This is a genomic window from uncultured Kocuria sp. (assembly GCF_947500125.1).
Classification (GTDB): Bacteria; Actinomycetota; Actinomycetes; order Actinomycetales; family Micrococcaceae; genus Kocuria.
On the sequence record NZ_CANMRA010000004.1, the window covers coordinates 64710 to 78520 of the forward strand.

At 73.8% G+C, this 13811-nt stretch carries 10 protein-coding genes; 7 read left to right on the forward strand and 3 right to left on the reverse strand.

What is annotated here, in order from left to right; genetic code table 11:
* Window positions 1-35: 35 nt before the first annotated feature.
* The 3 genes from Q0817_RS03900 to Q0817_RS03910 are packed head-to-tail and all read left to right on the forward strand — an operon-like array spanning window position 36 to window position 3126.
* The gene (locus tag Q0817_RS03900) at window positions 36-2081 is read left to right on the forward strand and encodes a glycoside hydrolase family 15 protein (protein WP_298584617.1); all 2046 of its coding nucleotides are present in this window, start codon (window positions 36-38) and stop codon (window positions 2079-2081) included.
* Entirely contained in the window at window positions 2078-2818 is a 741-nt protein-coding gene (locus tag Q0817_RS03905) for an AzlC family ABC transporter permease (protein ID WP_298584620.1), read from the forward strand. The genes Q0817_RS03900 and Q0817_RS03905 overlap by 4 nt, the downstream gene beginning before the upstream one ends.
* Window positions 2815-3126 (forward strand): AzlD domain-containing protein, encoded by a 312-nt coding sequence (locus tag Q0817_RS03910; protein WP_298584623.1) that lies wholly within the window; start codon window positions 2815-2817, stop codon window positions 3124-3126. Before Q0817_RS03905 ends, Q0817_RS03910 begins: the two co-directional genes overlap by 4 nt.
* Before the next feature lie 116 nt (window positions 3127-3242).
* Here Q0817_RS03910 and Q0817_RS03915 read toward each other — a convergent pair whose 3' ends face one another.
* Window positions 3243-4664: an FAD-binding oxidoreductase gene (locus Q0817_RS03915; RefSeq protein WP_298584626.1), complete on the reverse strand. Its 1422-nt coding sequence runs from the start codon at window positions 4662-4664 to the stop codon at window positions 3243-3245.
* A gap of 273 nt (window positions 4665-4937) precedes the next feature.
* Entirely contained in the window at window positions 4938-5588 is a 651-nt protein-coding gene (locus Q0817_RS03920) for a LuxR C-terminal-related transcriptional regulator (RefSeq protein ID WP_298584629.1), read from the reverse strand.
* Window positions 5589-6022: 434 nt separating this feature from the next.
* Between Q0817_RS03920 and Q0817_RS03925 the strand changes: the two genes are divergently transcribed.
* Together Q0817_RS03925 and Q0817_RS03930 are read left to right on the forward strand one after the other, a co-directional pair.
* On the forward strand, window positions 6023-8233 hold the full coding sequence (locus Q0817_RS03925; RefSeq protein ID WP_298584632.1) for a glycosyltransferase family A protein: 2211 nt from the start codon (window positions 6023-6025) through the stop codon (window positions 8231-8233).
* A 150-nt stretch (window positions 8234-8383) separates the two neighbouring features.
* Window positions 8384-9772 carry an OFA family MFS transporter gene (locus Q0817_RS03930; protein WP_298584634.1) on the forward strand — a complete coding sequence of 463 codons (1389 nt, stop codon included), beginning with the start codon at window positions 8384-8386 and terminating at the stop codon, window positions 9770-9772.
* Window positions 9773-9954: 182 nt separating this feature from the next.
* On the opposite strand, the gene Q0817_RS03935 is transcribed toward Q0817_RS03930, so the two are convergent.
* Window positions 9955-11265 carry an alpha/beta fold hydrolase gene (locus Q0817_RS03935; protein ID WP_298584637.1) on the reverse strand — a complete coding sequence of 437 codons (1311 nt, stop codon included), beginning with the start codon at window positions 11263-11265 and terminating at the stop codon, window positions 9955-9957.
* Between the two features lie 129 nt (window positions 11266-11394).
* On the opposite strand from Q0817_RS03935, the gene Q0817_RS03940 reads away from it, so the two are divergent.
* Together Q0817_RS03940 and Q0817_RS03945 are read left to right on the forward strand one after the other, a co-directional pair.
* Window positions 11395-12669: a hypothetical protein gene (locus tag Q0817_RS03940; RefSeq protein ID WP_298584640.1), complete on the forward strand. Its 1275-nt coding sequence runs from the start codon at window positions 11395-11397 to the stop codon at window positions 12667-12669.
* Window positions 12666-13652 carry a polymer-forming cytoskeletal protein gene (locus tag Q0817_RS03945; RefSeq protein WP_298584643.1) on the forward strand — a complete coding sequence of 329 codons (987 nt, stop codon included), beginning with the start codon at window positions 12666-12668 and terminating at the stop codon, window positions 13650-13652. Before Q0817_RS03940 ends, Q0817_RS03945 begins: the two co-directional genes overlap by 4 nt.
* The last annotated feature ends 159 nt before the right edge of the window (window positions 13653-13811 follow it).

Genomic DNA, 13811 nt, shown 5'->3' on the forward strand with positions numbered 1-13811 from the left:
CCGACCGCTCGCCGCAGGTGTGCGAATCTTGAGGCATGGCTTCACTGATCGAGGACTACGCCCTGCTCTCGAACATGCGCACGGGTCCGCTCGTCTCCCGCACCGGGTCCATCGACTGGCTGTGCGCGCCCCGGTTCGACTCCCCCTCGGTCTTCGGCGCCCTGCTCGGGGAGGCCGACCACGGGCGGTGGCTGCTCGCCCCCGCGTGCACGGTCGTGGCGGAGGCCGGCGGCGAGGTCCTCGACGAGGACGAGGGCGGCGCCCAGGTCGCCGAGCGGTTCTACGTGGAGAACACGTTCGTGCTGCAGACCGTGTGGGTCACGGACTCCGGCTCCGTGCGGGTGACCGACTTCCTCCCGCTGACCTCCCGCACGGACGTGGTCCGCCGCGTCGAGGGCCTCACGGGCGAGGTCGAGATGTACCACGAGCTGCGGGTGCGATTCGGCTACGGCGCCGTGGTCCCCTGGGTGAGCCGCTTCGAGGGGGAGGAGGACCCCGGCGGCGGCGACCCGGCCCCGCCCATGCTCGTGGCCATGGCCGGCCCGGACGCCCTCGTGCTGCGCGGGGAGCCCCTGCCCGAGTCCACGGACGACGACGACCAGCGCCGCCACCGCGGGACCTTCACCGTCTCCGCCGGTCAGGCACGGGACTTCGTCCTCACGCACTTCCCGTCCCACCGCACGCCGCCGGCGCCCGTCGACGTCAACGAGCAGCTCACCCGCACCGTGGAGCTGTGGCAGGACTGGTCCGGGCTGTACTCCCCGCCGGCGGTGGCGGAGGACGAGCCGGTGCACATCGTCCCGGTCCGCGGCCACGCCGTGGCCCGGCGCTCCGAGGTGGTCCGGCGCTCGCTGCTCGTGGTGCGGGCCCTGATGCACCAGGAGACGGGCGGGCTCGTGGCCGCCCCGACCACCTCCCTGCCGGACGTGGTCGGCGGGGAGCGCAACTGGGACCACCGCTTCGCCTGGCTGCGGGACGCCGCGATGGCCCTCGAGGTGATGCTCGACCACGGCCACGACCGCGAGGCCGCGCAGCTGCGCAACTGGCTGCTGCGCTCCGTGGCGGGCGACCCGCACGACCTGCAGAACATCTACGGGGTCGCCGGGGAGCGCCGCGGGCGCGAGCACCAGCTCGACCTGCCCGGCTACGAGCGCTCCCGGCCGGTCCGCGAGGGCAACGGCGCCGCGGGCCAGCACCAGTCCGACGCCGTGGGCCACGTCATGGTGGTCTTCGAGAGGCTCCGCCGCCGCGGCGCCGTGGAGGACCACCTCTCCTGGCCCCTGCAGCAGGCGATGCTGCGCTCGGTCGTGGAGAACTACGAGGTCACGGACCAGGGTCTCTGGGAGATGCGCGGCGAACGGCAGTACTACACGCACTCGCGCGTGCTGATGTGGGCGGCCCTCCAGTGCGGCGTGGACGCCGTGCGCGTGCACGGCCTGCCCGGCGACGCGCAGCTGTGGGAACAGCTGCGGGACGCGCTCGCCGAGGAGATCTGGACGAGCGGCTACGACCCCGAGGCCGGCTCCTTCGTCCAGCACTACGGGGCGAAGACCGTGGACGCCTCCCTGCTCCAGCTGCCGCAGGTGGGCTTCGTGGCCTACGACGACGAGCGGATGCTCGGGACCGTGCGGCGGATCGAGGAGGAGCTGCGCCACCCCAGCGGACTGATCCACCGCTACCGCAACGTCCTGGGCCCGGTGGACCCCGAGGACCCCGACGCGTACGCCGGGGTCATCGGGGTGGACGGCTTCCCGGGCCAGGACAACCCGCACCTCGGCGCCTCCCTGTGGCTGGCCGCCCAGTACGCGCGGTCGGGCCGCACGGACAGCGCCCGGAAGCTCGTGGACTCCGTGCTGTCCCGCGCCAACGACCTCGGGCTGCTCTCCACCGAGTGGTCGCCCGAGCAGCGGCGGATGACCGGCAACTTCCCCCAGACCTTCACCCACCTCGCCCTGATCCAGGCCCTGGACGCGCTCGACGCCGCCCAGGGTCGCCGGGCGCCGGCCGAGCCGCCCGAGAGCGCGGGGGAGCCCGCGCCGAGCATGGGCAGTTCGTCCGCCCCCCGCACCGGGGCGTCGTGAGCCACGCGGCCCCCGTCGACTGGCGCTCCTCGCCGGCGGTCCGGATCGGGCTGTCCGTGTCCGCGGCCACCGGGCTGTACGGCATCTCCTTCGGGGCCCTGTCCGTGGCGGCGGGACTGACCTTCTGGCAGACCGTCGCCCTGTCCGCGCTCATGTTCACGGGCGGCTCCCAGTTCGCCTTCATCGGCGTGGTCTCGGGCGGGGGCGCCGGTGCCTCCGCGCTGGGGGCCGCCACGCTGCTGGGGGTGCGCAACGCCGTCTACGGGATGAGCATGAACGCCCTCGTCCGCCCGCGCGGCTGGCGCCGGCTCCTCGCCGCGCACGTGACCATCGACGAGTCCAACGCGGCTGCCTCGTCCCAGACCCATCCCGTCGAGGAGCGGCGGGGGTTCTGGACCGCGGGACTGGGCGTGTTCGTGCTCTGGAACCTGTTCACCGTGCTGGGCGCCCTGCTCGGCAACGCCCTGGGCGACCCCGCCCGGTGGGGCCTGGACGGCGCCGCCGTGGCCGCGTTCCTGGGCCTGCTGTGGCCGCGGCTGAGCGCCCGGGAGCCCGTGGCGGTCGCGGTGGTCTGCGGTCTCGTCACGGCCCTGACCATCCCCGTGCTGCCGGCGGGGCTGCCGATCCTCGTGGCCGCCGTGGTCGCGGCGTTCCTGGGCCGCTCGCGCGGCACCGGCTCGGCCGGGGCCGCCTCCGGCGCGGCGTGCCGCCCGGGCGCGAAGGAGGCGGGGGCGTGAGCCTGTGGTTCTGGGTGCTCGGGGCGTGCGCGCTCGCCTACGCCCTGAAGCTCGTCGGCTACCTCGTGCCGGACCGGGTGCTGGACGACCCGCGCGTCGGGCGCATGGCGGGCACCGTCACCGTGGGCCTGCTCGCCGCGCTCGTGGTCATGAACGCGTTCGGCTCCGGCCAGGCCCTGGTCCTCGACGCCCGGCTCGGGGCGCTCCTCGTGGCGGGGATCGCCCTGGTGCTGCGCGCGCCGTTCCTCGTGGTCGTCGTGCTGGGGGCCGTCGCGGCGGCCGTGCTCCGGCTGCTCGGCGCCCCCTGACCCGGCACCGCGACCCGCGCGCCACGACCCGCGATCCTGCGCTCGGAGCCCGGCCGACCGCGGGACCCCGCTGCCCCGGGCGTGCTCCCGGGGCGGCGGCCGGACCAGGGGCGTCCTCAGCCGGTGCTCGGCAGGATGTTGTGGTTGCGGCGGAGGAGGTTGCCGGGGTCGTAGCGGTCCTTCAGCTCCACGAGCCGCCGGTGCGTCCGCTCCCCGTAGGCCTGGAGCGCCGCATCGGGCGTGACCGGGCCGTGCTCGGCGCCGAGGAAGTTCACGTACTGGCCGTGATCGGCGAAGGGCTCCATGGCGGCGTGGACCCTGCGGGCGAACGCCGTGAGGCGGGCGTCCTCGGCGGCGTCCTGCCAGTAGCCGTAGACGTTGAGCCAGTATCGCGCGGACCGGTTGGGGAAGGCGGTGGCCCCGGCCGGGACCCGCCCGAAGAAGCCCTCCATGTGGTGGATGTCGATGCCCGTGCCGAACCAGGTGATCTCCGAGGCCACGCCGAGCAGGGCGTCGACCACCTCGTCGTCCAGGCGGGAGAAGGAGGCGTTCTTCCAGTACGCGCGCGCACCCTTCGGGAAGAGCTCGTCCATGGCCGACTGCCACTCGGTCCACTGCACCGGGCCCACCTCCTCCTCGTCCGGTGGGGCGTCGGCCCGCAGCCGCTCGACCAGGCGCAGGCCCTCGGCGTGGTCGGGCGACATCCAGGCGAAGCCGATGAGCAGCCAGGGCTCGTCGCCCATCCCGAAGCTGGGCGGCAGCCGGAGGATCGAGAGGATGCCGTTCATCTCGTCCGGGAGGTCGGCCGTCCAGCGGGCGTACGCCTGCAGCGCCGTGCGCCACTTCTCGCGCCCGTAGATCAGGTTCCCGCCGAGCACGGACGGGGGCAGCTCCCGAGCCCGGAACGTGAAGGAGGACACCACCCCGAAGTTCCCCCCGCCGCCGCGGATGCCCCAGAACAGGTCCGGGTTGTGCTCCGCGTTGGCGTGCAGGTGCTCCCGGGTCCCGGTGATCACCTCGGCGTGCACGAGGTTGTCGAGGCTCAGCCCGTTGCTGCGGGTCAGCCACCCCACCCCTCCGCCGAGGGTCAGTCCCGCGACCCCGGTGGCGCTCACCACGCCCAGGGGCACCGCGAGCCCGTGCGGGACGGTCGCGCGGTCGACGTCGGCGAGGGTCGCGCCGGGCTCCACCGTCACGAGGCGGGTCGCGGGATCCACCTCGACCCCGCGCAGCGGGCCGAGGTCCAGGACGAGTCCGCCCTCCACGGTGCCGTGGCCGGCCACACCGTGCCCGCCGCCGCGGACGGCCAGTGGAAGGTGCGTGTGCTGGGCGGCGGCCAGCACGGGATCGATGTCGGACACGGCGCCGGCGCGCACGATCGCCCGGGGCCGCACGTCGATCATGCCGTTCCAGACGCGTCTCGCCTCGTCGTAGAGCGGGTCGTCGGGTTCGACGAGCGTCCCGGTCAGATGGTTCCGGAGCCTCTCGAGCTGGCGGGCGGTCTCGTGGTCGTGCTCCCCGCGGTCCACGGCGTTCATGGGACTGGCTTCCTGTGGGCGGGGTGCGCGCCCCCGGGCTGCTGCTCGTGCTCGGCGGCGGTGCGCAGACCGTCGTCGGCGGTGCCGGAAGGGTCTCGGGCGGACTCGGAGCGGTCCGGGCGCTCGGCCCCGCCGGGGCTGGAGTTCCGGTGGGGGCGCGGAACGGCGCAGGGTGGTGCTCCCACCAGCGTAGGAGCGTCCTCGACGCGGCACAACGGCACCGACGCAACGGTCCGGCCACGACGCTCCGGCCACGACGCTCCGGCCCGGTGCTCAGGCCAGCGGCAGCACCGGCGGGATGATCCCGTCCTCGACGGCCCGCTTGTAGAGCTCGAGCTTGGTGCGGGCCGGCCGCTCCACCAGCGCGTACTTGCGGCGGATCCGCTTGAGGTGCTCCTCCACCGTGGACTCCGCGATCTGCAGCAGCGCGGCCACCTCCTGCTCCTGGAGGCCGTCCACGTAGAGCGCGAGCACCTCGCGCTCCCGGGCGGAGAGCTTCGCCGGGGCCTGGCTGGGGAGCTCGGCCAGGGCCGACTGGAGCATGTCGCTCACGAAGTGGCCCAGCTGCCGGGAGAGACGCATGGTGCGGAACACGGTCCGGATGGGCTCGCACTTGCCCACCGCTCCGGACGCGCCGCAGGCGAACGCGGAGCGGACCCGGGCGAGGTCGTCCGGCGGCGCCAGCATCACCACAGTGTGCTCCTGCGCGGTGAGGTCCGTGACGTTCTGCACGAGGCTGCGACCGTCCTGGGTGTTCAGGCTCAGCAGGACCACCATCTCCTCGGCCGGGTTCTGGGCGAGGAAGTCCGGGACGGTGCCGGCCACCGCGCTCACCTGCACGCCGTGCTCGGGGTGGTCGACGGACTCGCGCTGCATCGCGATGCGCGTCATGGGCTGGGGGCTGATGACGGCTGCATTCAACATGGTGGGACTCCTCGACGTCTCCCGCGATGAGATGGGCGGGATCTCCGGGGCCGGGGATCGCCGGCCGGGTCCGGCGGCGGGAGGGCCGTGTCCCGGGGCGCGTCCGACGTCGACCCATCATATGTTCTGGCAGGAATATACGGCGGGGTGGCGGGGGTCCCAGGGCGCGGAGTCCTCCGGACGGGCGACGCCGGTGGAGATGGTGCACTGTGTCCCTCCAGAGTGGCGGTTCCGCCCGCGCGCGGGCAAGGGGATTCCGTGCGGACCTGGAACTCCGCACACCGCACCCCGGCCCGACGGGGCCCGGCCGCGGTGGTGGGCGGCGCTGTGGACGGTGCTGGACGCGGGGGCGCTCGTGCCGGCAGGCCCGCAGCCGCGGGCACGGCTGGAAGAATGGGGGAGCACGCATCGGTCGAAGGGAGGTCCGTTCCGACATGCACATCGACGTTCTCCCGGGGCCGGGCGCGCCGGGGCGCCTCCCGGGGGCGGAGCACGAGCTCCGCGGACTCCTCGCGGAGCTCGCCCTGCGCGGGATCGACGCACGGCCCGTCGGCCCGGCCGGGGAGCCGGTGCACGCGGCACCCGTGCGGGACCAGTGGGAGCCCGGGGATCGCGCGCTCGAACGCGGTCCGGAGGCGGGGGCGCTCCTGCTGGTCGGCCTCGGGGCGGGTGCGCCGGCGGACGAGGCCCAGCTCGGCCACTGGCTCGGGCGCTCGCGGGCCGCGGCGGATGCCGGCCGGCCCGTCGTCGTCAGCGGTCTGGACCTCGGTGCCGGTCCCGTTCCGGAGGAGACCGTGCGCCGGCTGCTCTCGATCGCGTCCGTCGTGGGCCTGCGGGACGAGGCGTCCCTGGCGGTGGCCCGCCGGCTGTGTCCCGAGCACCCCGGTCTGCGGGTCGGCCGGCAGGACGCGCTCCTCCTCCCGGTGCCAGCCGCCCCGGCACCAGCGCCCGAGGGGGACAGCGCGACGCGGCGCCCCGGGGAGCTGGACGGGCCGGCCGAGCGGCGGCGGGAGCAGGAGGAACCTGCGGCGCCGCCCCGGATCGTCGCCGCGGTGGCGCGGCCGGCCGGCCCCTTTCCGCCGGAGCAGGTCGCCCCGGTGCTCGCCTCCGTGCTGGACGCCCTGGTGCACCGGACAGGAGGAACGGTCACGCTCCTGGCCTGTGGCGGCGCCTGCGCCGACGAGGAGTTCGCGGCGGAGGTGGCCGCGCTGCTGCGGGACGACGTCCGCCGGACCCTGCCGGACGAGGGCGGGGCGGGAGCGGCCGCCCTCCGGGCGGACTGGGTCCTGACCACCTGTCCCCGCGGCGCGGCCCTCGGTCTGGCGGCGCGAGCGGTCGTGCTCCCCGTGGCTCCCGACAAATATTCTCTCGACAGCATGAATGCCGTCCTGGCGTGCTGGGGGCTGGGGGACGGCGTCGTGCCCCTGGCAGCACTGCTCACCCCGGGGGACGTGGCATGGGACACCCCTGCGGCCGTCCAGCAGTGGGCCACGGAGGCGGTGGAGCACCGCGGGGCCGTGCGCGCCGCCCTGGCGGACGCCGAGCCGGCGGTCCGGGCGGCGGCGGCCCGATGGTGGGACGACGTGGCAGGGGCGTTGCGCGGAGGGGCACCGCAGTCCGCGCCGGTCGCCGCGGTGCCGCCGCGCGGGGTCGGCGCGCCGGTGGTGCGTGCCCTCCGGCGCCGGTACACCGTCCCCGTGGTGCCACCCGAGCGCCCCACGGTCGCGGTCGTGCTGCGGCACCGCGACGGTCCGGCCGGTCTGCGCCGTGCCGTCGACGACCTCCTGGCGCAGACGTTCACCGACTGGCGGCTGGTCGTGGTGAACGACGGCGGCGATCCCGCCGAGGTGGACGAGGCCCTGGCGCCGCGGCGGGACGAGCTCGCGGGGCGCGCGACGGTCCTCCACCACCGCAGGGCTCTCGGTCCCGCGGTGGCCGCCAACCGCGGGCTGGGGGCCGTGGACTCGGAGCTCGTCGTCCGGCACGAGGGAACCGATCCCTGGCCCCCCACGCTCCTGCAGCGTGCCGTGGCCCACCTCGAGGACCCGCTCGTGACCGACGACGGGGTCGTGGTGCAGGCCGAGGGCACGCCGGGGGGCGTCGAGGTGGGGCCGTCCCGCCGGCCGGGACGTGAGCTCGTGCGGCCGGACCGGGACGTGCTCACCCTCACCGACGTGCTGGACGGTGACCGCACGGCCGTCGACCGGCCGTTCCTGTACCGGCGGGCCGTGCACGGGGTGCTGGGCGACTACGACGAGACCCTCGGCGCCGCGGAGGGCTGGGAGTTCACGCTCCGCTTCCTCGAGACGTTCACCGTGGGTCTGCTCCCGGCGCGCCCGCCCGCGGCGCAGGAGCGCGCAGAGGGGCCCTCCGCGGCGCGGGGCGAGCTGACGGTGCGCGACCGCTACCTGCGGCAGTGGAGCGCGGAGAACGGGGTCGGCCTGCCGCTGTACCTGCGCCGGGCCGCAGCCGAAGAGGCTGGTGCCCTGCATCGGCGGCTGGACGCCGCCGAGGAGCTCGCGCACGAGCTCCTGGACGTGGTCCGCGCCCAGTCCCGGCAGATCGAGCGGCTCGAGCAGGTCGTGGCGGAGCGGGGCTTCATCGCCTTCTGGCGGCGGGTGTGGCGGTCCCTGCGCGGCGGCTGAGCGGCCCGGTCCGGCACGCCGGTCGGCAGGGTGCTTCCCGTTTTTCGGCTCGATGTGACATGCTTCACCATCGGGTGCCGGACCGGGCGTGCGAGTTCGGTCCGGATCGCGCCCTTCGCGCAGCGTCCGCAGCAGATGAGGAGTCGGGGCATGGGATGGCTTGATCGGCAGCACTCGGTGGCACCACCGGGATTCAACCGCTGGCTCATACCGCCGGCCGCCCTCGCGGTGCACCTGTGCATCGGTCAGGCCTACGCCACCAGCGTGTACAAGAACGCGCTGGTGGCGCACTTCGACGCGAGCCTCACCCAGATCGGCATCATCTTCTCCATCGCGATCGTCATGCTGGGCCTGTCCGCCGCCGTGTTCGGCACGTGGGTGGACACCGGCGGGCCGCGCAGGGCGATGTTCACCGCGGCGCTGCTGTGGTCCGGCGGGTTCCTGGTCGGCGCGCTCGGGATCTTCACCGAGCAGCTCTGGCTCGTCTACCTGGGCTACGGGGTCATCGGCGGCATCGGCCTGGGCATCGGCTACATCTCGCCCGTCTCCACGCTGATCAAGTGGTTCCCCGACCGTCCCGGCCTCGCCACGGGCATGGCGATCATGGGCTTCGGCGGCGGCGCGCTGATCGCCAGCCCCCTCTCGGCGGCCCTGCTCAACTTCTACGACCCCGACTCCGGCACACCGGGCTGGGTGGCGAGCGGGGACGCCGTCGGCAAGCTGTTCCTGACCCTCGCGGTCGTCTACCTCGCGTACATGCTCTTCGGGGCGTTCACGATCAAGGTCCCGGCCGCCGACTGGAAGCCCGAGGGATTCGACCCGTCGAAGGTCAAGTCGAAGGATCTCGTCACCAAGAACCACGTCTCGGCCCGCAACGCCATCCGCACCCGGCAGTTCTGGCTGGTGTGGATCGTGCTGTTCTGCAACGTGACGGCCGGCATCGGCATCCTCGAGCAGGCCGCCCCGATGATCCAGGACTTCTTCCGCCAGGCGGACGGCGCCTCCCTCGTGACGGTGGCCGTGGCCGGCGGTTTCGTGGGCCTGCTGTCCATCGGCAACATGGGCGGGCGCTTCGTGTGGTCCACCACCTCCGACATCCTCGGGCGCAAGCGCATCTACATGGTCTACCTCGGCGTCGGGGCGGTCCTCTACACCGTGCTGGCGCTGTTCGGCTCGACCTCCACGCTGCTGTTCGTGCTGCTGGCCTTCGTGATCATCTCGTTCTACGGCGGCGGCTTCGCCACGGTCCCGGCCTACCTGCGGGACCTCTTCGGGACCTTCCAGGTGGGGGCCATCCACGGCCGCCTGCTCACCGCATGGTCCGCCGCGGGCATCGCCGGGCCCCTCATCGTCAACGCGTTCCTCGACGCGCAGGGCACGCCCGGGGAGCTCACGTCGCAGGCGTACCAGCCGGCGCTGCTGACCATGGTCGGCCTGCTGGTCGTCGGCTTCGTCGCCAACCTCCTGGTGAAGCCGGTGGACGCCAAGTACCACGAGCCCGCATCGTCCGACACCACGGTCCTCGCGAAGGAGTCCTGACATGAGCAAGGCACGACTGGCACTGGGCTGGGTCCTCGTCGGGGTCCCGCTCGTCTACGGAGTGACAGCGACCCTCATGCGGGTCACCGCGCTGTTCGTCTGATCGACGGGGCCGGAGCGGGGCGGGCCGGAGCGGTCCGCCCCGCTCCGGTACGTCGGCGTCCCGCCGGGGGTGAGGCCCATCACAGGCCGTCGTGGCGGGTGGCGACGGGCCGGACCCTCTCCACCATGAACCGGGTGAACCGGTCCCTCTCCTCGGCATGGGGCAGATGGGCGGAGTCCTCGAACCAGACCAGTTCCTTCGAGGGGGCGGCCAGGGCGTCGAAGTACTGCTCGGCCAGCTCCGCCGGGGCCTCGTGGTCGTGCCGTCCTTCCACGAAGAACACCGGGACCCGCAGCTCCGGGACCGTCTCCCGCAGGTTCACCTCGAGCAGCTCGGGCCACAGCAGCTCCATGGAGCCCATGACGCCCCGGAAGAAGTTGATCCGGTCGCCCAGGGTGTACTCCCGGGAGCAGACCAGACCGCGCAGCACCAGGCCCAGCGCCCCGGTCCGGCTGTCGTGGACCTCTCCGCCGAAGCGTCCGAGCAGGCGTCGCTGGGTGACGACCGCGCGCTGCCAGTCGCCCCGGTACGGCGGCGGGCCGATCCGGGCGAGGGCCGCGACCGCCCTGCGGTCGTGGTGGCGGCGGGCCTGCTCGACGGTCCACCGATAGGAGGCGGCCTCGCCTCCGGCCATGTCGGCGACCTGGCCGATGCCGACGTAACAGGAGAAGAGGTCCGGGTGCCGCGCCACGGTCAGGGCGCCGATGATGCTTCCCCAGGAGTGACCGACCAGCACGAGGCGATCCTGGTGGAACCTGGCCAGGAGGTGCCGGGTCAGCTCTCCGGTGTCCTCGACGAACTGGTCGATGGTCATCCGGCCGGTGTCGGCGATGGCCGCATAGGACTTGCCGGCGCCGCGCTGATCCCAGTTCACCACGGTGAAGAACCGCTCGAGCTCCCGGGTGCCCCGCCGGTTCGACGTCAGCTGCGAGGTGCCGGGGCCGCCGTGGAGGAACAGCACGACGGGGTTGCGGACGTCCTGGGAGCGGATGAGGATCCACTGCTCACTGCCGCCGATGGACACCTTCTCCAGCGCGGCGACGGCCCGTGCCGTGCCTGACGGTCCCGAGGACCGGATCGGGGGAGTGCCCGCCGGGAGGGCGAAGCGGAGAGCGGCCAGAGCGAGCACCGCACCCGGACCGGCGGCCGCGGTGACGACCTGCCGGACCCGTCTGCGCGCCCGCAGTCCCTGCACTCCCTCGCGGGTGACCGACGGCGCCTCGACCGAGAGGTCGCTCAGGTGCTCGGCGACGGTGGCTCCGTCGGTGGTCCCGCCGACGTGCTTCCGGTGATCCGGCAGGAGGAGACCGCCGAGCGCCATCGCCCGGTCCAGGGCTGCGTGCACTTCACCGGCCATCGTGGACTCCGTCCTCCGGGAGCGTGCTGTCATGGGACTCCGTCGCGGTGCTGTCGGTGATTAGTCTGGCCACGAGCACTGTCGGGAGCAAGGCTGGGGACGGGGTGAGCAACGATGGTCGCGATCCGCTCCGCCGGGGACCGCGCCGGGGACGGAGCCCCGATGAGGTCCCGTGTCCCGGGCGGCGGGTGGGTCCCCTGGTTCGGCGTCGGCCTGTTCGTGGCCGCCGCATCGGCGGGGTACTTCTACAACCTCACCTTCGTGCAGCTGGGTCTGGTCGATCTGGGCACGCGGGTGATCGGCCTGCCGGAGGAGCGGATCGCCCGGTCGATGGCGCTGCTGGCCGGGCTGACGCTGCTCGTGGCGATGGGGACGGGACTGGTGATGCACCACCGGCGGTGGAGCGAGGTCTTCGAGCTCAAGCTGCGGCTGCTGGCGGTCGTGGTGGTCCTGCAGACCGCGCTCACCGCCGTGGCACCCCAGCTGCGCAGCGAGGCGGGTCTGCTCGTGTGGATCGTGGTCGCCTCGATCGGGCTGGGTCTCGGGGTGCCCAGCCTCTTCGGCCTCACCTGCGACCTGGTGCCCACCCGGCACCGGGGCGCCGTCGCGGCCGTGGTGACCTCGGCGGCGTTCCTGCCCGCCGCGGTGTTCTCCTCGGACTGGCGGATCGAGCAGTTCGCCGCCCAGCTGCTGTGGCTGATGGTCCCCGGCGCCGTGGGCCTGGTCGTCCTCGCCTTCGCCCCGTGGACGGTGACGGCCCGCCTCGCCGAACAGCATCACCTGCCCCGGTACGGGACCGGCCGTTTCGTCCGTCACCGCGCGCGGTCCCGGGGCTGGCCGGGACGTGCGTTCACGCTGGCCCTGGTGCTCATGTTCGGCGTCTACTTCATCGACAGCCTGGGCTTCCTGCGCATCGTCGACACCCCCGTCTACATCGGCTCCGCCTGGCACTCGAGCGACCCGGCGACGCTGTGGGCGATCGGGGCCACGCACGTGCTCGCGGCCGTGCTCGCCGGGATCCTCTACCCGGCCCTGGGGCAGCGGGTCCTGCTGGGCTGGATCTTCGGACTCTTCGCCCTGGTCCAGCTCAACTACGTGCTCCACGCCCTGACGACTCCCGAACTGCCGGCCCCGCTGGGGATGCCGCTGCTGTACGCGGTGGCGGTGAGCATCTACACGGTGCTGAACTTCGCCCTCTGGGCGGACTTCTCCACCCCTGCCACGATCGCGCGCAACGCCGCCCTCGGGGTCGGCGTCTCCGGCTGGCTGGCGACGTTCCTGAGCACCGCGCTGTCGATCGGGTGGGCGGCGGCCGAGCTGCCGTTCGCCGCGCACCTGCGGGCCGTGGCCGCGATCAGCCTGCTCCTGTTCAGCGTCACCGTCCTCCTGTTCGTCCTTCCGGACCGGCGGAGAGCCGAGGAGGAGGAGCCCGCATGACCTCGGCCCCGACCCGTCGCACGTGCCCGTTGCTCCTGGTCCTGCTGCTCCTGGGCCTCCTCGTCACGGGATGCAGCGCACCGGCGGACACCGGCCGCTACTCCGTGACCCTGATCACCCAGCAGCACCACGTCGTCGACGAGCGTCAGATCCTCGTCGGGGACACGGTCGTGGCCGGCGGGACGGTGGTCGTGGCGGAGGACGCCGAGCATCGCGGTTCCCTGACCGTGCTCGCCGGCGAGGTCCGGATCAGCGGCCGGGTCGCCGGGGACCTGACGGTCCTCGGCGGGACGGCGGCCCTCACCGGCACCGCGGAGATCACCGGTGACGTCGCGGCCGCCGGAGGCGCGCTCACTCGGGAGCCGGGAACAATGGTGCGGGGCAGCGTCACCGAGGAGCCCGGTCCGGCGACGGTGCTCGAGCGGAGCAGGCGATCGCGCGCGCCTGCGGAACGGGCCCTGTGGTCCCTGGCAGGGGTGGCCGTCATGGCGGGTCTCGCCTGGCTGGCCGCGCGCCTGGCGCCCCGCCCGCTGCACCGCACGGCGGCCGCGGCCACGGCCTTCCCCGTGATCAGCGGCGCGCTGGGCACCCTGGTGCTGATCGCGGCTCTTCCCCTGGTGGCGTCGATGATCTTCACGCTGTTCCTCATCCCGGTCGCCGGGATCGTGCTGCTCGGGCTCGGGGCGATCACGGTGTACGGACTGCTCGCCGCCGGGCGCGCGCTGGGGGACCGCATCCTCCATCGCCTCGGGCGGACCTGGTCGACGCCCCGGGCTGCGGCGCTGGGCACGGCCGTGCTCGTCGCGGCCCTGCAGGTGATCGGACTCGTGCCGGTCGTCGGGGCAGTCGTCACGGCGGCCGTGCTCGTGACCGCCGTCGGGGCGGTGCTCCTCACCAGGTTCGGCCTGCGCCCGTACACGCCTCCGGACGACGGGACCGACGACGGGACCGACGACGGCGGCGCACGCGAGGCCGGGGTCTGAGGTGCCGGTGGGCCCGGACCGTGCCGGGGTCACACCAACGGGTGCTCGGCCATCGTTCCTGAGGAGGAGGGCCTGGTCACTGTGCAGGAGACGGACCACCGCGCGGTTCCGGCTCGATGGGGATCCGGGAGCCCCCTTCGGCCCCCTAGCGTGGAATCA